Source organism: Amycolatopsis sp. NPDC001319 (genome assembly GCF_042896185.1).
GTDB lineage: Bacteria > Actinomycetota > Actinomycetes > Mycobacteriales > Pseudonocardiaceae > Amycolatopsis.
In genome coordinates this window covers 57,231-76,223 of the sequence record NZ_JBIAWY010000019.1, presented here as the reverse complement: position 1 = coordinate 76,223, position 18,993 = coordinate 57,231, and the positions used below count along the sequence as shown (strand labels likewise).

Here is an 18,993-nt window from a genome sequence, read left to right as displayed (position 1 = left end):
GGCGGCCACGGATCACCGCATCGCGGCGGAGTCCAGGAGGTTTCCATGGTCGTGAGGTCCCCGGCAGCGCCCCGGGCGGTGCCGGTGCTGGAGCCGCACGAGTACGTCGCCGTACTGCTCGTCACCGCTGGCGCCTACGACACCGTCGGCCGCGCACTCGACGGCGTCACGGTCGCAACCGAACTGACGCCCGTCAACGAGCACGTCCTGAAGTACCGCATCGAGGCGGCTCCGGCCGCGCGCGGGAGTGAGCCCCGCGGGCAGCTGACTCCGCGCGAGCTGGACGTGCTGCGGTGCATCGCCCGCGGCTTCTCCCGATCCGAGACCGCCCGCGAGTTGTTCGTCTCGACCGAGACCGTGAAGACGCATACCACGCACGTCCTGCGGAAGCTCGGCGCGCGCGACCGGGCCCACGCGGTTGACCTCGGCTACCGGCTCGGCCTGCTCGGCGGTGCCTCGTGAGCACCAAGCAGCGCCGTCGATGCACACGGTGCGGCGAAACCAAGCCGTCGGACGCCTTCCACTTCAACCACAAGCCCGCGAGGGGGCGACCGCGGTTCTGCAGCGAGTGCAAGGAGTGTGCGAACGCCCAGCACGCCGAGCGCATCGCGGCGAAGCGCGAACGCCCGCCGGTGCCGCCGCTGCCGACGCGCGAGGAGATGGAGGCCTGGTACCGCAACGGCTGCCGCATCGCATGAGCCCTCGAAAACCCAGCAACACCAACGAAAGGAACCCCACGGTGACCGACAACAAGTCCACCGAGGACACGACCAGCACCGACGAGAAGATGGACTTCGCCGTCACCCTTGCCCAGCTGGGCAAGGGCAAGACGAATCAGCGTCTTTCCGACGAGCTGCGCGACGTCGTCGCCGCCGTCACCAAGACCGGCAAGGCCGGAAAGGTGACGCTCACGGTCAACGTCAAGCCCCAGAAGAGCGTGCCGGGCGCGGTGATCGTCACCGAGGCCAGCAAGGCGACCGCCCCGGTGTTCGACCAGCAGGGCGCGATCTTCTACGCCACCGACGACGGCGACCTGGTCCGCGACGACCCCCGCCAGCACGCCCTCTACTGACCCCCGTGCGCGACAACCCCACCACACCAAGGAGAACCGTGACCGAGCCATCCACCCTCGACACCACCGCCACCGACGGCGCGCTCATCGAGGACCTCACCCGCCGCGCCGGCTACCAGGACCCGCCCACCGGTTTCGACCTCGAGGGCCAGGGCTCGAACGTCGTCCGCGTTCTGCGCCAGGACGAGCGTGTCGAGCGCTTCAGCCTGGAGGGCTGGCAGGACACGCCGAGCCGTAACCGCGGCGCGGCGACGCTGTTTGACCCGGACAACTTCGTCGAGTACGTCGACCGGCTCGGCAACGGCAGCACCACTGTGTGGGGCAACGAGGCGGCCACCAGCTTCACCGCCGTGTTCAACGACCACCTGACCCCGCACGATCCCGGGTGGCGCGACCACACCGCCGTGCTGCAGCTGCAGGACGACCCCGAGTGGAACGCGTTCGTGAAGCGGTCCGGCGGCTACATGAGCCAGATCGATTTCGCCGAGTTCCTGCAGGACTACGCGCCCTCGATCATCAGCCCGGACGGCGCGACGCTGCTTGAGGTCGCGATGAACTTCAAGGCCCACCGCAAGGCCGAGTTCGAGTCCGCCGTCGACCTGGAGACCGGTGACGTGTCGTTCCAGTACGTCGAGCAGACCACCGCGAAGACCGCGCCGAAGGCCGGCCAGATCGAGGTGCCGCGCGAGTTCGTGGTGTCGCTGTCGCCGTTCCTTGGCATGGACCCGGTCGCGGTGACCGCGCGCCTGCGGTTCGACATCCAGAAGGACGGCCTGCTGATCGGGTTCCGCCTCGTGCGTCCGGACCTGGTCCGCCGCGACGCGTTCGCCGGGATCCGGGGCAAGCTCGCCGACGGTCTGGAGGAGGCCGGCATCCCGGTCCTCCTCGGCGCCGCGCCGCAACCCGTCCGCCCGCAAGCCTGACCACCGCTGGCGCGGTCGCTCCCGATGCGGCCGCGCCGGTGTACCAACCGGCGCGTCCCGGGCCTGCCTCCCCGGGGCCCGGGACGCGCCTTACGCACGATTGGGGGCTGGCTGCATGAGCGCCGTAGCCAACGAAATGCCGGGCGGCCGCCCGGTCGGCCGGTACGAGTGGGAACGCATCGTTCGCCGTGCCCAGATGCCGAAACAGGTGAAGTACGTCGCGTTCGTGATGGCCACCTACGCCGACGCCGACGGCTCCCGCGTGCGGCCCGGGCTGGACGTCCTCGCCGCGGTGACGGGGGAGGGCATGAGCACCGTCCGCCGGCGGATCGCCGAGCTGCGCGACACGTACGGCCTGATCGGTCTGGTGTCCCGTGGCGGGGGTCGCGCGGGCCGTGGCAAGGCGGCCGAGTACCGCCTGGTGCTCCCGCTGGATTTGCTCGACCGCGTGGAGCTGCTGCCGCCGGGGGATGCTGCGCGCCGTGGCTCCGCCGCCGATTCACCGCTCACCCAGGTGGACGGTCAATCCTCGGTGGGCAACCCGGAATCACCGCTCACTCAGGCGAGCGCTCAATCGGATGTGTCCCCTGTGGACAACTCCGATTCACCGCTCACCCTAGTGAGCTCTCAATCCGATGTGGACACCGCGATTGACCGCTCAAATAACGACGTTTCCGAGGGATTGACCGCTCAAAAACCTCGATTGAGCGCTCACCCTGGTGGACAACTACCAGCCACTACACCAACCACAACAGACCAACACCCTGGTCCCGACCCAACGCAACCACCGACCGCGCGCGAACCCGAACCGACACCCGCCACCCTCCGCCCTCGCCGCTGCCCCCACGGACTCCCGAACCACCGACGACCCGACGGCACGCCCTCCTGCGCCGCATGCCGCCGAGGACTCCCCGCCGGACACGAAACCGGAGACCCACCGTGACCCGGCACAAGGGGCGCGCGAACCTCCGCCGAGGCCTCTGGCAGGACCTCCCCGGCCCCGGGTTCGTCCCCGCCGAGGAGCTCCCCGACGACCCCGCAGACACGCCCCTCGTCCGCGAATGCCCCCACTGCCACGCAGCGCCCCGCCAACGCTGCACCGCCCCCAGCCGCCAACGCGGCGGCCGCCGCACCCTCCGCGGCTACCACGACAGCCGCAAAACCCCACCGCCCCAGGAGACCCCGTGCCCGACGCCAAGCTGAGCGAGACCGAGCTGCAGGCCATGGTCATCCAGGCCGCCGGCCTCTACGGCTGGCGCGTCGCGCACTTCCGCCCCGCCCGCACCGCCAAGGGCTGGCGCACCCCCGTCGAGGGCGACGTCGGGCTCCCCGACCTCGTCCTCGCCCGCGACGGCCGCGTCCTCCTCGCCGAGCTCAAATCCGACCGCGGCCGCACCTCGGCGGACCAAGACCTGTGGCTCGAAGCCCTCGGCGACCATGGCCGCCTCTGGACCCCCCGCCACTGGCCCCACGCCATCACCACCGACCTCCGGAGACACCCATGACCGACCACCGCGCACGCCTCGACCTCGCCGCCCTCGACGCCACCATCGCCCGCATCGACACCGCCCTCGCGCCACAACGCGAACGCGTCCACCTCGGACCACCCAACGCCGACCAGCTCCGCCAGATGGCCGACCAACTCGAGCAAGGCCCCGACGGACCCCACTTCGCCGAAGCACTGCGCACCGCCGCCCTCGACGCACCACCAGCCGACCAACCCGGATGGCTCGCACGCGCAATCCGCCGAATTCTCCGCTGACCAGCCCACACTCAACTTGACCAAGGAGGCTTGACCCCGAATGCCCGAGCAAACCGACAACGTCGACCTCAGCGACAGCACCCACCCCGTGTGGGTTGCCGTGTGCGACACCGTCCCGCTCGCCGCGATCGTCGAGGCAGTCCGATCCAGCCGGCCGGAGTGGGACGTCTCCACGCTGATCTCGCGGGCCGTGAAGGCGGCGCTTGTGGTCGTCGGCTACCCGCCGTCCGGCAGTCCGGCCGCGCGAAGCGACCGCGCCGACATCGTGGAGCGTGCTGCATGGGCGATGTGGCGCGCGGACGGTTCACCAAGCGGCGTCGCCAAGCGCGACCCGTACCGCAAGCTGGCTCGCGCACTCGCCGACGGAGGGTTCCTCTCCGCCGCGGACGAAGCCCGCGAGCCCGCTCCCGCCGCGCGCACCCTGCTCGGCCTGGCGCTGCCCGCCCACATCCACACCGGCCGGGTGGGCGACGAAGGCAAGCTGTGGTGCGCCAAGCACAAGCCGCAGCCGCACAGCGCGTGGACGTCGGACGCCGACGAGCTGCGTGCCTTCCTCCGCGACCACGCACACGCCGAGGACGCCGGCCCCGTGGCTGACGACCGCACCGAGGCCGAGGTCCTGGCCGACCTCGTCGAGAACGACCGCCCGCCCGCCGGCCTCACCGACAAGGTGACCCGACACATCCCCGAAGGAGACCGCTGACCATGCTCGGCCCTGACGACACCATCCCGACCTCGTGGCCCGAGAACGTCGCCATCACGTCCGGTACCGCGCTGCTGCCCGACGCTCCCGCGGACTGGCCGGACGAGTGGCGCCTGCTCTACCACGGCGAGTGCTTCCACGACGGCAAGACGACCGATGGCAGCCTCGGCGACGTCATCGTGTGGGCCCAGGACCACGACGACCGGCCGCCGTCGTCCGGCGGCGAACCGGGCGAGGCCGCCGACGCGCCCACCGAGGTCCAGAACCCGTGAAGCACCCACCGCACCAGCACCTCTGGACCACTACCAGCCCGGTCCGGTGCGTCGAGTGCAAGCGCCGCCTGCTGCCGTGGCGGCGCAGGCTGCGCCTGTGGTGGGGCTGGCGCTGGGCCGAGCTTCGCGGGCAGGTGCACCGCGTTTGCAGGCAGGTGCGCCGTGGGTGAGCAGCTGACGCTGCGCGCGGCGCCGAGAGACCCCCGATGGGGCGTGGCGTACGTGGAGGGCAAGCTCTCCGCCCACGGCTGGGACAACACCAACCTCCCGGGCGGCGGCCGCGGCGTCATCGTCTGGGGTACTGGCGACGTCGAGCGCGCCCGACCGATCGCCGACTACGCGATCCGCCGGCAGTTCGGCGAAGGCGTCGCCGCGCGCCATCCGGAGCCCGGCCGCTGGCGCCTCTTCCCCGTGCCCGACGACCCCGACGAGTCCGAATACCGGCCCGCCCCCGACGCCGCGAAGCCGTCCGTGCTGTTCACCGCAGAGGAGGTCACGTGACCGACAACCGCACTCCCGCCGAGAAGGAACTCAGCGAGGACCGCAAGACGCAGGTGATCGCCTGGCGCCGCGACGGCGTGCCGTTCGAGGAGATCGGCCGGCGCCTCGACCCGCCCGTGTCCAAGCAGCGCGCCCACCAGATCTACGCCGAGGCGCTCAAGCAGATACCGGCCATGGAGGTGCAGACCTACCGAGCCGAACAGCTGGAGCGGCTCGACGAGATGCTCCGCCAGGCGCGCGAGGTGCTCACGCGCGACCACGTCGCCGTGTCGCAAGGCCGCGTCGTCCGCATCGGCTCGCCCGAGATCGTCGACGGCGAGGCCACCATCCTCGAGGGCGCCGGGGAACCGGTACTCGACGACATGCCGAAGCTCGCCGCGCTGCGCGCCATCCTGTCCATCGAGGAGCGGCGCGCGAAACTCCTCGGCCTCGACACCCCGGTCAGGCAGCCCGTGGACCTGAACGGCCGGTACGAGTACACCGTCGTCGGTGTCGATCCCGACGCCCTCACGTAGTGGGTGTCTTCCGCGCCGGTAACGGAAACCGACCTTCGCGCGACCTCTCCGGCATGTACCACCCGATGCAGCCTGCCTACGGGCCGCCGCCGCGCACGAACCGCAACGGCCTCGTCGCCGCAGCCTGCATCGTCAGCGCCGGCGGACTCCTCGCGGCGCTCCTCCTGCTGGTGCTGCCGCTGCCACCGCAGCAAGTCGGCGGGTTGTCCGGAGCCGTGCTCTGCGGCAACGGAACCACCGCGGCCGCCCCGTTGGAGTTCCTCACAGCCGTGCACGCGGTGACGTCGACTCCGGAACAGCGCTACTACGGACAGATCTGCGAGGGTGCCGCGGTGACCCGCTCCGTGTGGGCTGTCGTCAGCAGTGCCCTCGCTCTCCTCCTGCTGCTGTCGATTCCGCTCTGGCGGAGCCGACCGGCTCCGCGGTATTACCCGGGCTACCCGCCCGGGTGGCGGCCGTGACCGCGATGGCGGCTGAACACGACGACGGCCCCCGCCCATGATGGGCGGGGGCCGTTTCGCGTCCTGTCAGCTCTGCGGCGGCTCAGGGGCCGTGCGGCGGCGTCGGCCGTGGGTGAGGTGCCAGTCGGGGCAGATCAGCATCGGGCGCTTGTGGCGCGCGTTCCAGTCCGTGTAGCTCCAGCTCCACCCAGGCTTGTCGCACCACGAGGCCGTGCACACGAAGTCCACCGCCTTCAACCCCTCGTGCTCGGCGATCACGGCTCGACCTTGCGGATGTAGTCCGCCATCGCCTTGAACAGCTCGCGGCCCGTCGGCGCGACCGCGTCGCGAGCCTGCGCGAGCGCGGCGTTGCACCCCTCGACATCGGAGCATTCGCACTGGCTGTACGCGCCGCTCTCCATCTCGTCTAGCGGCTCACCGCTCATCGTGGTCCCGTCGATCTCCCACCCGCCCTCACCCCACACCAGGTAGACGTATACCATGTGCTCGATTCGGTGCGTCATCGATCCTCGATTCCCTTTCGGAGCCATCCTCAGCCCGGTCTCGATCCCGGGGACGCCCCGCGCGGGGGCGTTTCGGCTCAGCTCTGGTCGCTTCGGCGCTCGTCCTCGCCCTCCCAGATGCCGTACGCCTCGTGGTAGGCCTCGGTGCCGTATCGCTTGTGCGCCAAGCCAAGCCCGACGTTGTAGCCGTGCTCGGCGACGAGGGCGTGAGCGTCGGCGACGCACCGCGCGATCTCCAGCGCCTCGGTGTGGAAGTCGAGGCGGACGTTCATCTCCAGCGCGAGCTCGTGGAGCATGGTCAGCGCGACGTACATCGGGAGGTTGCTGCCTGGGCGCGTGAAGCGGGCTCGCTCGATCTCGTAGCTGTCGGCTGCGTACGTGGCCGTGTTGTCCAGGTCGCGTGCGGTGAAGCTCTCGAAGGTGCGGTGCTCGGTGTGGGTCATCGGGTTCTCCTGTCTGATGTGGACGGTCAGGCGGCGAGCAGCTCGGCGGCGATGCGGTGGTAGCAGGTGGACACCCCGCGTAGTCCGGCCTTGCAGTTGCAGGCCTGCGGGGCGGTGAGGTAGCGGCCGACGCCGTCCGAGGCGACGACGGCGAACACGCGGGTGTGGCGGGTGCGGAGCGGGACGATGCCGCCGACCTCGATCAGCTCGACCGCCTTGGCGACCTGGGCGGGCTTGTGCCCGGTGGTCTTGGCGGCGGCGGTGACCTTGGCCTGGCAGTGGCGGCCGAAGCCCCGGGCGACCGAGGCCGCCGCGCGCAGCGTGCGTCCGCAGCGGGTGCACTTGGCGGTGGTGGCGGTGGTGGTCATCTCGGCTCCCTTTGTATCGCTACCTTGTTGCGAAACTAAGTATCGCAACAAGGTATCGAGATGACAAGAGGGTTTCGGCACTAGGTTTCGAAACTAGGTTGCGATACGGTCACGCGCATGGAACTCGCAGACCGACTACGCGACCTCGTGCGCGCCGAGCTCGACGCCGCGGCCGCCGGCGGCACACTCGACCGCGTGACCGCGACCGCGGCGATCTTCAAGGCCACCGAAGACGCGCACGAGATCGCGCGCGAAGCCGTCAACGAAGCCGTCGCCGGCGCCTTGAAAGCCGGCGACAGCCCGGGGGAGGTCGCCGAGCGCGCGCCCTACAGCGCCGCCTACGTGCGCCGCATCGGCCGCGAAGCCGGCGCCGCGCCGGCCAAACCCGGCCCCAAGTCCACGAAGGAGACCGACCGTGGCTGACGAAGACCGCGTGACGTACTACATCACCGCCAAGGAAATGCCCGTGTCGATCGCCATCGAAGACGTCACCTACGAAGAGGCCCTGAACATCGCCACCCACTGCTCGCGCAGTGGTGAGGTCCTGCACGGACCGACCGGGGGTCCCGAGGGTTACGTCGTCAACTTCGACCTCGTGCCGGGTCTCAGAATCACCCCGCGTCAACCCGCCGGAGCTGCGATGCTCATGGCCCCGGAAGTGGTTGCGCTGTTCCTCAAGGAGATCGAGGAGGACGAATCAGCTGAACCCCGCGGCGGCGGTGATGACGATCTCGTCGACGACCTGATCGCGTTCCTCCAGGCCCGGCGGCGCCCGTGATCCGCGCGCGAACCTGGGTGATCATCGCGTGCGTCGCGGCCGTGGCGGTGACCGTCGGCACCCGGTTCTGGCTCGGCACCGACGACTGGGCCGGCCTCGGCCAATGGGTCGGCGGCCTCGGCTCCCTCGCTGCCGTGGTTGCTGCGCTTTGGCTTGCGGGTGCCGAAACCCGGCGCGAACGAGTGCGTGAAGCGGAGCGGGTGCGCCTGCACCCCTACTTCGTCAGCGGCCAGTGGGAGGACGCCGGCGACGGGCGGCGCCGGTCGTGGGAGCTGGTGGTCACCAACCGCGGCACTGACCCTGTAGTCGATGTCGAGGTGCTGACCCTGCGCACCCGCAACTCGCCCCGTGTGATCCCCATCGGGTTGTCAAAAGCCGTACTGCTGCCCAGTGAACGATGGGAGGTCCCGCTCAACAGATTGCCGGGAGACGTCCAGGTCTCAATCTCGCACCGAATGGGCGAGCTTGACCAGACGGATGTGGAGATCGCGTTCCGAGACCTTTCCGACAGTGGGTGGCGGCGTGTCGGCAGCAACCCGCCTGTCCCTGAGTCAGGAGGGCTCGGGTGACCGCGCCCGTGATCCGGCATGTCTACCGGCCCCGTGGCGCGGCCCGCGAGATCATGACGCGCCGCGAGTCCGAAGTGCTCATGTCCGGGCCGGCCGGAACCGGCAAGTCCCGCGCCTGCCTGGAGAAGCTGCACTTCGCGTGCCTCAAGACGCCCGGCGTCCGCGCGCTCATGGTGCGCAAGACGCTGGCGTCGATGACCAGCTCCGGACTCGTGACGTACCAGGAGCACGTCGCGAAGGAGTCCATCACCGCCGGCCATGTGACGTGGTTCGGCGGCTCGCAGCGCGAACCCCCGGCGTGGAAGTACGCGAACGGCTCCGTCCTGGTCGTCGGCGGCATGGACAAGGCCAGCAAGCACATGTCCACCGAGTACGACCTGATCTATGTGCAGGAAGCCATCGAGCTCACCAAAGACGATTGGGAGGCCCTGACCACCCGGCTCCGCAACGGCCGCCTCTCGTTCCAGCAGCTGCTCGCCGACACCAACCCCGACAAGGAAACCCACTGGCTCAACCGGCGGTGCATCGACGGCACCACGGTCATGCTGGAGTCGCGGCACGAGGACAACCCCGTCTATTTCGACGAGAACCGGGAGATGACCGAGGCCGGCCGCGCCTACATCGAGGGCAAGCTGGACAAGCTCACTGGCCTGCGCAGGCTCCGGCTCCGGCACGGCAAGTGGGTGTCGGCCGAGGGCGTGATCTTCGACGGGTTCGACCGCGCCGTGCACGTGGTCGACCGGTTCGACATCCCGGAGGACTGGACCCGCTATTGGGCGGTCGACTTCGGGTTCGTCCACCCCTTCGCGTGCCAGTGGTGGGCCGAGGATCCCGACGGCCGCCTGTACCTGTACCGGGAGATCCTGCACACCAAGCGCCTGGTCGAGGACCACGCGCGGACCATGCTGCGCGCCGTGACGCGCCTGCTGCCGGGGGAGCAGGACGAGGGCGCCGACGGGCACGCGAACGAGATCCTGGCCTCGCTCGCCGCAGGCCGTCGCGAGTGGACAGAGCCGCGGCCGCGCTCGGTGATCTGCGACCACGACGCCGAGGACCGCGCCACCCTCGAACGGCACCTCGGCCTCGGCACGGTCGCCGCGAAGAAGACCGTCTCCGACGGCATCCAGGCCGTGGCAGCGCGGCTCGTGGTCCAGGCGGACGGCCGGCCGCGGCTGCAGCTGCTGCGCGACAGTCTCCTCGAGGAGGACCAGGACCTCGTCGACGCCGAGCACCCGACGTGCCTGGCCGACGAGATCCCCGGCTACGTGTGGGACACCGCCGACGGGCGCAAGCCGAAGGATCAGCCGCTGAAGATCCTCGACGACGCCGACGACACGATGCGGTACGTGGTCGCCGAGCTGGATCTGGCCGGTCGGCCGCGGGTGCGCTGGCTGTAGCTGCTTCGAGGTGCGTGGGCGCGACACGCTCATGCACCTCGAAACATGCATACCTGTTCACCTGTGCAGTCGTGCAGGTATTCTTCGCGCATGCTGACCAGCCTCGGTGCCGCTCTCCGCCCTGTGCTGGCCTACATCGCGCCCGCGTTCTGGGTGATCATCGGCCTTGCGTTCCTGTGCGTCGCCGCGTTCACCTGGACCACGATCGCGGGCTGGGCCTCCGTTGGTGTGTCCTGCATCCTGGTCGAGCTGCGCCTGGACATCGAGCGCCGAGACCGGGCGCAGCGTGGCTAGCCTCCTCGGCGGGCTCGTCAACCGAGCGCCTGCCGCTGTGGCCGGCCAGCCGCCCATCCCGTACACCAGCCGCTCCGCGCGCTGGTCCCTGCCGTGGGGCATGTCCCGCGAGCGCGAGCAGCAGCTGGCCGCCCCGGGCGCCAATGGCACGCTGTTCGGCATCCAGGAGCGCATCGGCGGCGCGGTCGCAAAGGCGACGTGGCACCTGTACCGCAAGGCGAAGTCCGGCAAGGACGAGGACCGCGTCGAGGTCACCAGTCACCCCGCGCTCGACCTGTGGCGCAAGCCGAACAAGTTCTTCAACGAGAACCGGTTCAAGCGCGCCGTTCAGCAGCACAAAGACCTCGTCGGCGAGGGCTGGATCGTCGTGCGCCGCATGGGCGGGCTGCCCATCGACATGTGGCACGTCCGCCCCGACCGCATGACCCCCGTGCCGGACCCCGACACGTTCCTCGCCGGCTACATCTACACCGCCCCGGACGGCGAACAGGTCCCGCTCGACGTCGACGAGGTCATCCCGCTCCTGCAGCCGCACCCGCTCGACCCCTACCGCGGCATGGGCGCCGTGCAGGCCATCCTCGCCGACCTCGACTCGGCCCGGTACAGCGCCGAGTGGAACCGCTCGTTCTTCCTCAACTCCGCGGAGCCCGGCGGCATCATCCAGGTCGACAAGCGCCTGTCGGACCCGGAGTTCGACGAGCTGCGCACCCGCTGGAACGAGCAGCACAAGGGCGTCTCCAAGGCCCACCGTGTCGCGATCCTGGAGCAAGGCCAGTGGGTCGACCGAAAGATGTCGCAGAAGGACATGCAGTTCGTCGAGCTGCGCACGGCGACCCGCGACCAGATCCTCGAAGCGTTCGGGTTCCCCAAGTCGATGCTCGGCGTCGTCGAGGACGCGAACAAGGCGAACAGCGAAGAGGCCAACACGATGTTCGCCGAGTGGGTCACCGTGCCCCGGCTGGACGACTGGCGCGACGCCCTCAACTGGCACCTGCTGCCGATGTACGGCGACGTCGGCGAGGGCTACGAGTTCGACTACGACAGCCCCGTCCCCGAGGACCTGGCCGCCGAAGACGCACGCCTCACCGCGCGCTCGACCGCGGCGAAGACGTTCATCGACGCCGGGTTCACCGGCGAGTCCGTTCAGGACGCCCTCGAACTGCCGGACGGGCTCGTGTGGGAGAAGCCCGAACCGCAGCCCGCGCCCGGCACGGCTCCGGTTCCGGCCGCGCCGGGCGCACCTCAGCCACCCGCACCGCCGGCCGCGCCCGAGCCGCCCGCCGCCCGAGTCTCCGCGTCGAGGTTCCGCGCCGCGCCGCCGCTCGGCACGCCGCCGGAAGGGTGGCCGGAGATCGACCGGGACACCGTCGACGCGATCGACCTGGCCCCGGTTCAATCCGCGTGGGAGCGCGCGCTCGCCGGACTGCTGGAGGCGTGGCAGTCCAGCGTGGTCGCCGGGTGGGTCGACCAGTTGCTCGAGCAGATCCGGACGGTGCTCCGCGGCGACGGCGGCGCGCTCGCCACCCTCACGGTCGACACCACGGACGCCGCTTCCCGCCTGGCGCACGCGATGGCCGGTCTCGGCGAGACGGCCGCCGGGCACGCCGTAGCCGAAGCTGCCGCGCAGGACGTCACCTTGTCGCCGGTATGGCCGAGCGCCGCAGACCTCGCCGCGGCCGCGCGCGAGACCGCCGCGTTCGAGGGCCAGCGCTACGCCCTCACCGCCGGACGCGAAGCCGCGCGCGTCCGCGCACCCGGTGTCCCGGACGACGACGTCGTCGAGCACGTCCGCGCGCAGCTGACCGAGCTGTCCGACGCCGGCGCCCGGCAAGCGCTCGGCGCCGCGCTCACCGACGCCCAGAACCAGGCCCGGCAGCAGACCATGCGGCACGGCCCGGTCGGCGCGCTCTACGCGTCGGAGCAGATGGACAGCAACACGTGCGGCCCGTGCCGTGAGGTCCACGGCCGGTGGATCGCCACCACCGACGACCTGACCGCGGTGTTCAAGCTCTACCCGACCGGCGGCTACATCGACTGCAAGGGCCGTTGGCGCTGCCGCGGCACCATCGTCGGCGTCTGGCGCCCCAAGACCACCGATGGAGGTGCCTGATGGACGTCGACGCCCGCCTCGTCGGCCGCGTGCACGACTTGCTCAACGCCCGTAACGAACGGCCCCGGCCCGAGGTCAAGCGCGAGCCCGGGCTGAAGCTGATGCGCGTCGAGGATGCCGCTGACGAGCTCTACGTCTACGACGAGATCGGTTTCTGGGGCGTGATGGCGGCCGACGTCGCCGCGCAGCTCGACGGGCACCGGGGCGATCTCCACGTCCGCGTCAACTCCCCGGGCGGCGACGTGTTCGACGGGTTCGCGATCTTCAACATGCTGGCGAACCTCGACGGGAACGTCACGGTGACCGTCGAAGGCCTCGCCGCCTCGGCCGCCTCGGTGATCGCGATGGCCGGCGACTCGGTCCGCATGATGTCCGCGTCGCAGCTGATGATCCACGACGCGTCCGGGCTCTGCATCGGCAACGCCGGCGAGATGCGCGCGATGGTCGACGTGCTCGACAGCATCTCGGCCACCATCGCGCAGGTCTACGCCGACCACGCTGGCGGCGACGCCGAGCAGTGGCGCGCGGCGATGCTCGCCGAAACCTGGTACACGCCAACGGAAGCCGTCGCCGCCGGGCTCGCCGACGAGGTCCTCGCGCCGAAGCGCCGCGACCAGACCGACGACAGCGCGCCCGCGGCCGCGTCGTTCGACCTGACCGTGTTCCAGTACGCCGGGCGCATCGCCGCCCCGGCCCCCACGGCGACGGCCGCCGAGCCGACGCCACCCGAACCCCCGGCACCCGCGCCGGTGGCCGTTCCGTTTCCCGCAGACGTCTTCCGCGCGGCCATGCGCGAAGCAGTCACCACCAGGAGGGCAGTCAAGTGACCGCACCCACGATCCCGACCAACGCTGCCGAGCTGGAGGAGATGCTCGCCGACTCGGCCAAGATGCAGGACCTGCTCAAGAACACCGAGAAGTTCGGCGAGTTCGTCACGAACTACGGCCGCACGGTCATGAACAAGGACGACGAGATCGGCAAGCAGGTCAAGGCCGAGACCCAGCGCGTCCTCGCCGAGTGGCTGAAGGAGAACGGCGCCAAGCAGCTCAAGAACCTCAACCTGTCGCCGGAAACCTCGCCCAACCGCAAGTACGCGGCGCAGTACAACGCGAAGGCGCCCGGCGCCAAGGTCGACGGGGTCGTCGACAACTGGGCCGACTTCATGCAGGCGACGTGGCACCGCGCCACCACCCCGAGCGCCCTGGGTATGCAGGCGAAGCTCCACGAGATCCGCAACAGCTTCGGCTCGACGATCCCCGCCGACGGCGGGTTCCTCGTGCCGGAGGTGCTGCGCGCCGAGCTGCTGCGCGTGTCGCTGGAGTCTGCGATCGTCCGCTCCCGGGCCCGCGTGATCCCGATGGACAGCCTCACCGTCCCGTTCCCGACGATCGACTCGACCAGCAACGCCAGCTCCGTCTACGGCGGCATGACCGCCTACTGGACCGAAGAGGGCGCCGCACTCACCGAGTCCTCGGCGAAGTTCGGCCGCGTGAAGCTGGAGGCGAAGAAGCTCACCGCCTACAGCGAAATCCCGAACGAGCTGTTCCAGGACTCGCTCATCTCGCTGCAGGCCCTGATCTCGCAGATCTTCCCCGAGGCCGTCGCCTGGTTCGAGGACTCCGCGTTCTTCTCCGGCACCGGTGTTGGTGAGCCGAAGGGCTTCCTCAACGCTGCGGCCGCGGTCTCGGTCACCGCCGAGTCCGGCCAGGCGGCCGACACGCTGAAGTGGGAAAACATCGTCAAGATGTACTCCCGCATGCTGCCCACGTCGCTGGGCCGCGCGGTGTGGATCGCGAACCTCGACACCTTCCCGCAGCTGGCCACGATGGCGCTCAACGTCGGCACCGGCGGCTCCGCGATCTGGCTCAACAACGGTGTCGAGGGCCCGCCCGCCATGATCCTCGGCCGGCCGGTCATCTTCACCGAGAAGGCCGAATCCGTCGGCGACGCCGGCGACATCAACTTCGTCGACTTCGGCTACTACCTGATCGGCGACCGGCAGACCATGCAGGCCGAGTCGAGCCCGCACTACAAGTTCGCCAACGACAAGACCAGCGTTCGATTCATCGAGCGCGTCGACGGGCTGCCGTGGCTGCAGTCCGCGATCACCCCGAAGAAGGGCGCGAACACCCTCTCGCCGTTCGTGAAGCTCGCCGCCCGGTGAGTCGCCGGCCCGGCCGGGCAGTAACGCCCCCGGCCGGGCTCCCCCCGAAGTAGCACTCAACCCCTACAAGGAAGGCAATCACCATGGAAGGGCTCGGCAGGGCTTTCAACGTCGTTCCGATCGCAGCTGGTGTCGCCATCAGCATGAAGAACGCGACCGGCCTGACGTTCATCTGCACCGGCGCCGACACGTTCACGCTGACCGTGTCGGACACGCTCGGCGGCGCCTACGCGTCCCCGGGCAACATCATCACGCGCAAGGTCACGAACACCGCCACGAACGGCACTGCCGCGTGGGCCGAGTCGACGCAGGCCGCATCGAACGCGGTCACCATCGCCTCCGGCACGGTCGCGATCCACGTTCCGGCAGCGGCGCTGCCGGACGGCAAGGCCTACGTGAAGTGCGCCGCGGGCGCGGCCGGCCTCGTCACCGCGGTCGTGCACGACCTCACCGTCCAGCGCACGCCGGCCAACCTCGCGGCGCTGAGCGCCTGATGGCCACCTGGGAGTGCCGCGGCTGCACCGCGGCCTACAGCGTCGGTGCGCCGCGGTGCCCCCAGTGCGGTGCAAACGACCCGATCAAGGAGGACGAGCAGATGGCGAAGATCACCGTCCACGGGGGAGCGTCCGACGCGTCCCTCGAGGAAACGACAACCGCCCCGGCCGAGCAGCCGGCCGACGGCTACGACGCGTGGACCGTCGACCAGCTCAAGGCCGAGCTCGGCGAGCGCGGCCTGTCGAAGAGCGGGAACAAAGACGAGCTGATCGAGCGGCTCACCGAGCACGACGGCCCGGCCACCGGCGCCGAGGACAGCCCGGAGTAGCGGCGTGACCGGGGCAGGCGGCAGCGGAGGCTGGTACGGGCTCGTCGACATCCTGCGCGAACGCCAGGACATCGCGCGCGCCGAACACGACGAACGCCCGGTCGCCTGCCCCCACGACGGCGAACCGCTCACCGAGAGCCCCGACGGGCTCCTCTTCTGCACCTTCGACGGCTGGAACGAACGCATGCGCCGCTGCTGAACGGCCACGCGAACAACTGAACACACGCACCACCCCTGTCGGCTCACGGGCCGGCACGGCCAAGAAAGCAAGGGCACAGGATGGTCAGCATCTGGTACTGCACCAGGGAGGACGTGAAGTCTGCCCTGGACTTCAAGGAGACCGCGCGCAACAACGCGCAGGTCGACCGACTCATCGCGGCGGGCTCCCGCGCCGTCGATGCCTTGTGCCACCGTGTGTTCTACCCCGAAGCCGACACCCGCACCTTCGACTGGCCGAACGCCCAGACCGCGCGGCCGTGGCGGCTGTGGCTCGACCAGAACGACCTCATCCGCTGCGACACGCTCGTCTCCGGCGCCGAGGTCGTGCCGCCCGACGCGGTGCTGCTGCGCCCCGACAACAGCGGGCCGCCGTTCACTCACGTCGAGATCGACATCGGCACCAGCGCGGCGTTCACCTCCGGCGCCAGCCACCAGCGGTCCATCAGCCTCACGGGGCTCTGGGGCTACGGCGACGACGAGAACCCGGCCGGCGCGCTCGCCGCCAGCCTGGACGCTTCACAGACCACAGTGGACGTCACCAGCTCGGCCGCGGTCGGTGTCGGCACGCTGTTCCGCGTCGAGGACGAACGGTTCGTCGTGACCGGCAAGCGGCAGCTCGACACCGGCCAGACCCTCACGACCGACCTGGCCGACCGCAACAACGCCACCGCGCTCAACGTGCAGGACGGGAACGCGTTCAGCGCGGGTGAGGTGGTGCTCGTCGACACCGAGCGCATGCTGGTCGAGGACGTCGCCGGTGACACGCTGCTCGTCGCCCGCGGCTGGGACGGCACCGCGCTCGCCGCGCACACCACCGGCGCACACGTGTGGGCGCCTCGGCGGCTCACCGTCGAGCGCGCCGTGCTCGGCTCCACCCCGGGCGTCCACGGCGCCGGCGCGGCGCTGACCGCGTGGACGCCGCCACCGCTCGTGTGGGCTCTCGCCATCGCCGAGGCCGTGACGAGCCTGCAGCAGGAGACGTCGGCCTACGGGCGCACGGTCGGTGCGGGCGAGAACGAGCGCGAGGCCTCCGGCAAGGGCATCGCCGACCTCCGCAACCAGGTGTACGCGGCGCACGGCCGCAAGGCCCGCACGAGGGCGGTGTGACGTGGCGACCGTGACCCTGAAGGGCCCGATCTTCGACGCCCGCGGCGACGCCGCCGTGCGCGACCTCAAGCACGACGCCGTCGAGAGCGTCGCCGGGCAGGGCCTGGCCGACGTGCACCAGAACCTCGACCACTCGATCCGGCACCCCACGCCGTACTACGAAACGCAGATCGCCGTGGACGTCGACGGTGACAACGCCGTCGTGCACGACCGCGGCGTGATCTACGGCCCGTGGCTGGAGGGCGTCGGCTCCCGGAACAAGACGACCCGGTTCAAGGGCTACGCCTCGTTCCGGCGCGCCGCGCAGGGCCTGGGGGAGAAGGTGCCGCGGCTGGTCGAGCACGCCGTCAAGCGCGCCGTGGGGAGGTTGAACGGATGAGCCTCGGCATCGCAGACGTGTTCGACAGCCTGATCTCGCACGCCAAGCAGCTCGGGATCTTCGACCGCGTCAACCAGCACGAGCCGACGAATGCGCCCGGCAATGGTCTCACCGCGGCCATCTGGTTCCAGACCATCAACCCGGCCGCCGGAGCGTCGGGGCTCGCCGCGACGAGCGTGCGCCTCGAGTTCTGGGTGCGTGTCTACCTGCCCGCGCTGCAGCAGCCGCAGGACGGGATCGACATTGCGATCGTCGAGGCCGTCGACGAGCTGATGGCCGCCTACTCCGGCGACTTCGACCTCGGCGAGTCCGTCCGCAACATCGACCTCCTCGGCCAGTTCGGCGCGCCGCTGTCGGCGAAGGCCGGCTACCTCAACCAGGACGGCCGCCAGTTCCGCACGGTGGACATCGTTCTGCCGGTGATCATCAACGACGCATGGGAGCAGACAGCATGACGAAGCAGAGCGGACTCGGAGACGCGCTGTTCCTGCACGGCGGCGACTACTCCGGCGACATCGGCCAGCTCGGCAAGGTCGGCGGCGGTCCGGCCGCCCTCGACGTCACCGCCATCGACAAGAGCGCGGCCGAGCGCATCGGCGGCCTCCGCGACGGCGGCATCGACTACACCGCCTACTTCAACCCCACCCTCGTCACCGGCGTGCACGCGAAGCTCTCCGCGCTGCCGACCGCGGACCAGATCGTCACCTACTGCCGCGGCAAAGCGCTCGGCGCCGCGGCCGCGTGCCTCGTCGCGAAGCAGCTCAACTACGACCCCAAGCGCGCCACCGACGGCGGCCTCACGTTCGACGTGTCCGCGGCCGGCAACGGCTTCGGGCTGGAGTGGGGCACGCTGCTCACCCCCGGCATCCGCACCGACGTCGCGGGCGCGAACGGTGTCGGCGTCGACATGGGCCCGGGCTCCGGACCGGGGTTCACCGGCCCGGCGCTCTTCGGCCTGCAGGCCTACCTCCACGTGTTCGCGCTCACCGGCACCGACGTCACCGTGAAGCTGCAGGAGTCCAGCGACAACGGTGTGGCGGACGCGTGGGCCGACGTCGTCGGCGGCGCCTTCACCGCGGCCACCGCCGCCGGAGCGCAGCGGATCCAGACCGCCCGCAACCAGACCGTCGAGCGCTACCTCCGCGTCGTCACGACCGGCACGTTCACGAACGCGCAGTTCGCCGTCGTCGTCGCCCGCAACGACGTCGCCACGGACTTCTGAGGGACCGGCCATGCAGATCCAGCACTACCGCATCGCCTCGCCGCTCGACACGCACTTCCGCGTCGGCACGTGCGAGGAAGACCGGTGCTCGGCCTACCTGAACGGCTGGCGCACGGTGATCGACGAGACCACCCAGCTCGGTCAGCAGCAGGCCGCCTACATCCGCGGCGACCGCACACGCCGGCACGTCGAGTCGAGCGAGCTGGTCGACGGCGCCGCCCGGACGGTGTTCACGTACGGGCCTGGGCAGCGGTGTTTCCGCACGCACCGCGTTCCGCTCGACCGGCCCGAGCTGTACCTGGTCGAGGGCGCCGGGTTCCGGCGCGTCCACTCCGGACCCGATCCGTGGGTCGACGACCTGAACACCAACCAGGACAGCCTCTCGCGGCTGATCAACCGAGGATAGGA

Annotated in this window: 32 protein-coding genes; 28 read left to right on the top strand and 4 right to left on the bottom strand. The window is 70.4% G+C overall.

From position 1 onward, the window contains the following. Positions 1–45: 45 nt before the first annotated feature. The 12 genes from ACFY1H_RS44775 (at position 46) to ACFY1H_RS44720 (ending at position 6,209) form a co-directional block, all read left to right on the top strand. Positions 46–462: a response regulator transcription factor gene (locus ACFY1H_RS44775; RefSeq protein ID WP_386956174.1), complete on the top strand. Its 417-nt coding sequence runs from the start codon at positions 46–48 to the stop codon at positions 460–462. Continuing rightward, positions 459–698 carry a hypothetical protein gene (locus ACFY1H_RS44770; RefSeq protein WP_386956173.1) on the top strand — a complete coding sequence of 80 codons (240 nt, stop codon included), beginning with the start codon at positions 459–461 and terminating at the stop codon, positions 696–698. The genes ACFY1H_RS44775 and ACFY1H_RS44770 overlap by 4 nt, the downstream gene beginning before the upstream one ends. Positions 699–739: 41 nt before the next feature. After that, positions 740–1,072, top strand: coding sequence for a hypothetical protein (locus tag ACFY1H_RS44765; RefSeq protein ID WP_386956172.1), 333 nt, complete (start codon positions 740–742; stop codon positions 1,070–1,072). 38 nt (positions 1,073–1,110) lie between these two features. Then, on the top strand, positions 1,111–1,995 hold the full coding sequence (locus tag ACFY1H_RS44760) for a DUF2303 family protein (RefSeq protein ID WP_386956171.1): 885 nt from the start codon (positions 1,111–1,113) through the stop codon (positions 1,993–1,995). Between the two features lie 115 nt (positions 1,996–2,110). Beyond that, positions 2,111–2,938 carry a hypothetical protein gene (locus ACFY1H_RS44755; RefSeq protein WP_386956170.1) on the top strand — a complete coding sequence of 276 codons (828 nt, stop codon included), beginning with the start codon at positions 2,111–2,113 and terminating at the stop codon, positions 2,936–2,938. Between the two features lie 241 nt (positions 2,939–3,179). After that, positions 3,180–3,500: a hypothetical protein gene (locus ACFY1H_RS44750; protein ID WP_386956169.1), complete on the top strand. Its 321-nt coding sequence runs from the start codon at positions 3,180–3,182 to the stop codon at positions 3,498–3,500. Next, the gene (locus ACFY1H_RS44745) at positions 3,497–3,757 is read left to right on the top strand and encodes a hypothetical protein (protein ID WP_386956168.1); all 261 of its coding nucleotides are present in this window, start codon (positions 3,497–3,499) and stop codon (positions 3,755–3,757) included. Before ACFY1H_RS44750 ends, ACFY1H_RS44745 begins: the two co-directional genes overlap by 4 nt. Before the next feature lie 40 nt (positions 3,758–3,797). Next, positions 3,798–4,460, top strand: coding sequence for a hypothetical protein (locus ACFY1H_RS44740; protein ID WP_386956167.1), 663 nt, complete (start codon positions 3,798–3,800; stop codon positions 4,458–4,460). Between the two features lie 2 nt (positions 4,461–4,462). Further along, the gene (locus ACFY1H_RS44735; protein ID WP_386956166.1) at positions 4,463–4,732 is read left to right on the top strand and encodes a hypothetical protein; all 270 of its coding nucleotides are present in this window, start codon (positions 4,463–4,465) and stop codon (positions 4,730–4,732) included. A gap of 162 nt (positions 4,733–4,894) precedes the next feature. After that, positions 4,895–5,233, top strand: a complete 339-nt coding sequence (locus tag ACFY1H_RS44730) for a hypothetical protein (protein ID WP_386956165.1) — start codon at positions 4,895–4,897, stop codon at positions 5,231–5,233. After that, entirely contained in the window at positions 5,230–5,748 is a 519-nt protein-coding gene (locus ACFY1H_RS44725; RefSeq protein WP_386956164.1) for a hypothetical protein, read from the top strand. Before ACFY1H_RS44730 ends, ACFY1H_RS44725 begins: the two co-directional genes overlap by 4 nt. A gap of 53 nt (positions 5,749–5,801) precedes the next feature. Continuing rightward, positions 5,802–6,209, top strand: coding sequence for a hypothetical protein (locus ACFY1H_RS44720; RefSeq protein WP_386956163.1), 408 nt, complete (start codon positions 5,802–5,804; stop codon positions 6,207–6,209). Positions 6,210–6,275: 66 nt separating this feature from the next. On the opposite strand, the gene ACFY1H_RS44715 is transcribed toward ACFY1H_RS44720, so the two are convergent. The 4 genes from ACFY1H_RS44715 to ACFY1H_RS44700 form a co-directional block, all read right to left on the bottom strand. Continuing rightward, complete coding sequence (locus ACFY1H_RS44715; RefSeq protein WP_386956162.1) at positions 6,276–6,467, bottom strand: hypothetical protein; 192 nt, start codon at positions 6,465–6,467, stop codon at positions 6,276–6,278. Next, complete coding sequence (locus ACFY1H_RS44710; RefSeq protein WP_386956161.1) at positions 6,464–6,712, bottom strand: hypothetical protein; 249 nt, start codon at positions 6,710–6,712, stop codon at positions 6,464–6,466. Before ACFY1H_RS44710 ends, ACFY1H_RS44715 begins: the two co-directional genes overlap by 4 nt. A gap of 77 nt (positions 6,713–6,789) precedes the next feature. Further along, positions 6,790–7,155 carry a hypothetical protein gene (locus ACFY1H_RS44705; RefSeq protein WP_386956160.1) on the bottom strand — a complete coding sequence of 122 codons (366 nt, stop codon included), beginning with the start codon at positions 7,153–7,155 and terminating at the stop codon, positions 6,790–6,792. 26 nt (positions 7,156–7,181) lie between these two features. Continuing rightward, positions 7,182–7,523, bottom strand: a complete 342-nt coding sequence (locus ACFY1H_RS44700) for a DUF6011 domain-containing protein (RefSeq protein WP_386956159.1) — start codon at positions 7,521–7,523, stop codon at positions 7,182–7,184. Positions 7,524–7,640: 117 nt separating this feature from the next. Between ACFY1H_RS44700 and ACFY1H_RS44695 the strand changes: the two genes are divergently transcribed. From ACFY1H_RS44695 to ACFY1H_RS44620, 16 genes are all read left to right on the top strand, one after another. Continuing rightward, positions 7,641–7,946 carry a hypothetical protein gene (locus ACFY1H_RS44695; RefSeq protein WP_386956157.1) on the top strand — a complete coding sequence of 102 codons (306 nt, stop codon included), beginning with the start codon at positions 7,641–7,643 and terminating at the stop codon, positions 7,944–7,946. Beyond that, the gene (locus ACFY1H_RS44690; RefSeq protein ID WP_386956156.1) at positions 7,939–8,301 is read left to right on the top strand and encodes a hypothetical protein; all 363 of its coding nucleotides are present in this window, start codon (positions 7,939–7,941) and stop codon (positions 8,299–8,301) included. Before ACFY1H_RS44695 ends, ACFY1H_RS44690 begins: the two co-directional genes overlap by 8 nt. Continuing rightward, positions 8,298–8,870 carry a hypothetical protein gene (locus tag ACFY1H_RS44685; RefSeq protein ID WP_386956155.1) on the top strand — a complete coding sequence of 191 codons (573 nt, stop codon included), beginning with the start codon at positions 8,298–8,300 and terminating at the stop codon, positions 8,868–8,870. Before ACFY1H_RS44690 ends, ACFY1H_RS44685 begins: the two co-directional genes overlap by 4 nt. Beyond that, positions 8,867–10,267 carry a phage terminase large subunit gene (locus ACFY1H_RS44680; protein WP_386956154.1) on the top strand — a complete coding sequence of 467 codons (1,401 nt, stop codon included), beginning with the start codon at positions 8,867–8,869 and terminating at the stop codon, positions 10,265–10,267. Before ACFY1H_RS44685 ends, ACFY1H_RS44680 begins: the two co-directional genes overlap by 4 nt. Positions 10,268–10,357: 90 nt before the next feature. Beyond that, positions 10,358–10,561 carry a hypothetical protein gene (locus ACFY1H_RS44675; protein WP_386956153.1) on the top strand — a complete coding sequence of 68 codons (204 nt, stop codon included), beginning with the start codon at positions 10,358–10,360 and terminating at the stop codon, positions 10,559–10,561. After that, a complete protein-coding gene (locus ACFY1H_RS44670; RefSeq protein ID WP_386956152.1) occupies positions 10,554–12,671 on the top strand; it encodes a phage portal protein in 2,118 nt (705 codons plus the stop codon). The genes ACFY1H_RS44675 and ACFY1H_RS44670 overlap by 8 nt, the downstream gene beginning before the upstream one ends. Next, positions 12,671–13,498, top strand: coding sequence for a head maturation protease, ClpP-related (locus ACFY1H_RS44665; protein ID WP_386956151.1), 828 nt, complete (start codon positions 12,671–12,673; stop codon positions 13,496–13,498). The genes ACFY1H_RS44670 and ACFY1H_RS44665 overlap by 1 nt, the downstream gene beginning before the upstream one ends. Continuing rightward, positions 13,495–14,835 (top strand): phage major capsid protein, encoded by a 1,341-nt coding sequence (locus ACFY1H_RS44660; RefSeq protein WP_386956150.1) that lies wholly within the window; start codon positions 13,495–13,497, stop codon positions 14,833–14,835. Before ACFY1H_RS44665 ends, ACFY1H_RS44660 begins: the two co-directional genes overlap by 4 nt. A gap of 143 nt (positions 14,836–14,978) precedes the next feature. Next, positions 14,979–15,329, top strand: coding sequence for a hypothetical protein (locus ACFY1H_RS44655; RefSeq protein WP_386956149.1), 351 nt, complete (start codon positions 14,979–14,981; stop codon positions 15,327–15,329). Then, a complete protein-coding gene (locus tag ACFY1H_RS44650) occupies positions 15,329–15,658 on the top strand; it encodes an SAP domain-containing protein (protein ID WP_386956148.1) in 330 nt (109 codons plus the stop codon). Before ACFY1H_RS44655 ends, ACFY1H_RS44650 begins: the two co-directional genes overlap by 1 nt. Positions 15,659–15,662: 4 nt before the next feature. After that, the gene (locus ACFY1H_RS44645; RefSeq protein WP_386956147.1) at positions 15,663–15,857 is read left to right on the top strand and encodes a hypothetical protein; all 195 of its coding nucleotides are present in this window, start codon (positions 15,663–15,665) and stop codon (positions 15,855–15,857) included. Positions 15,858–15,937: 80 nt separating this feature from the next. After that, positions 15,938–16,984 (top strand): hypothetical protein, encoded by a 1,047-nt coding sequence (locus tag ACFY1H_RS44640; RefSeq protein ID WP_386956146.1) that lies wholly within the window; start codon positions 15,938–15,940, stop codon positions 16,982–16,984. A gap of 1 nt (position 16,985) precedes the next feature. Beyond that, positions 16,986–17,363 carry a hypothetical protein gene (locus ACFY1H_RS44635; RefSeq protein ID WP_386956145.1) on the top strand — a complete coding sequence of 126 codons (378 nt, stop codon included), beginning with the start codon at positions 16,986–16,988 and terminating at the stop codon, positions 17,361–17,363. Continuing rightward, on the top strand, positions 17,360–17,818 hold the full coding sequence (locus ACFY1H_RS44630) for a hypothetical protein (RefSeq protein ID WP_386956144.1): 459 nt from the start codon (positions 17,360–17,362) through the stop codon (positions 17,816–17,818). The genes ACFY1H_RS44635 and ACFY1H_RS44630 overlap by 4 nt, the downstream gene beginning before the upstream one ends. Then, entirely contained in the window at positions 17,815–18,585 is a 771-nt protein-coding gene (locus ACFY1H_RS44625) for a hypothetical protein (protein ID WP_386956143.1), read from the top strand. The genes ACFY1H_RS44630 and ACFY1H_RS44625 overlap by 4 nt, the downstream gene beginning before the upstream one ends. Positions 18,586–18,595: 10 nt before the next feature. Continuing rightward, complete coding sequence (locus tag ACFY1H_RS44620) at positions 18,596–18,991, top strand: hypothetical protein (protein WP_386956142.1); 396 nt, start codon at positions 18,596–18,598, stop codon at positions 18,989–18,991. Positions 18,992–18,993 lie beyond the last annotated feature (2 nt).

Coding starts and splice junctions, on each gene's coding strand:
- ACFY1H_RS44775 (WP_386956174.1), top strand. CDS start 46: ATGGTCGTGAGGTCCCCGGCAGCGCCCCGGGCGGTGCCGGTGCTGGAG.
- ACFY1H_RS44755 (WP_386956170.1), top strand. CDS start 2,111: ATGAGCGCCGTAGCCAACGAAATGCCGGGCGGCCGCCCGGTCGGCCGG.
- ACFY1H_RS44745 (WP_386956168.1), top strand. CDS start 3,497: ATGACCGACCACCGCGCACGCCTCGACCTCGCCGCCCTCGACGCCACC.
- ACFY1H_RS44740 (WP_386956167.1), top strand. CDS start 3,798: ATGCCCGAGCAAACCGACAACGTCGACCTCAGCGACAGCACCCACCCC.
- ACFY1H_RS44735 (WP_386956166.1), top strand. CDS start 4,463: ATGCTCGGCCCTGACGACACCATCCCGACCTCGTGGCCCGAGAACGTC.
- ACFY1H_RS44720 (WP_386956163.1), top strand. CDS start 5,802: ATGTACCACCCGATGCAGCCTGCCTACGGGCCGCCGCCGCGCACGAAC.
- ACFY1H_RS44710 (WP_386956161.1), bottom strand. CDS start 6,712: ATGACGCACCGAATCGAGCACATGGTATACGTCTACCTGGTGTGGGGT.
- ACFY1H_RS44705 (WP_386956160.1), bottom strand. CDS start 7,155: ATGACCCACACCGAGCACCGCACCTTCGAGAGCTTCACCGCACGCGAC.
- ACFY1H_RS44700 (WP_386956159.1), bottom strand. CDS start 7,523: ATGACCACCACCGCCACCACCGCCAAGTGCACCCGCTGCGGACGCACG.
- ACFY1H_RS44695 (WP_386956157.1), top strand. CDS start 7,641: ATGGAACTCGCAGACCGACTACGCGACCTCGTGCGCGCCGAGCTCGAC.
- ACFY1H_RS44675 (WP_386956153.1), top strand. CDS start 10,358: ATGCTGACCAGCCTCGGTGCCGCTCTCCGCCCTGTGCTGGCCTACATC.
- ACFY1H_RS44665 (WP_386956151.1), top strand. CDS start 12,671: ATGGACGTCGACGCCCGCCTCGTCGGCCGCGTGCACGACTTGCTCAAC.
- ACFY1H_RS44655 (WP_386956149.1), top strand. CDS start 14,979: ATGAAGAACGCGACCGGCCTGACGTTCATCTGCACCGGCGCCGACACG.
- ACFY1H_RS44650 (WP_386956148.1), top strand. CDS start 15,329: ATGGCCACCTGGGAGTGCCGCGGCTGCACCGCGGCCTACAGCGTCGGT.
- ACFY1H_RS44640 (WP_386956146.1), top strand. CDS start 15,938: ATGGTCAGCATCTGGTACTGCACCAGGGAGGACGTGAAGTCTGCCCTG.
- ACFY1H_RS44630 (WP_386956144.1), top strand. CDS start 17,360: ATGAGCCTCGGCATCGCAGACGTGTTCGACAGCCTGATCTCGCACGCC.
- ACFY1H_RS44625 (WP_386956143.1), top strand. CDS start 17,815: ATGACGAAGCAGAGCGGACTCGGAGACGCGCTGTTCCTGCACGGCGGC.
- ACFY1H_RS44620 (WP_386956142.1), top strand. CDS start 18,596: ATGCAGATCCAGCACTACCGCATCGCCTCGCCGCTCGACACGCACTTC.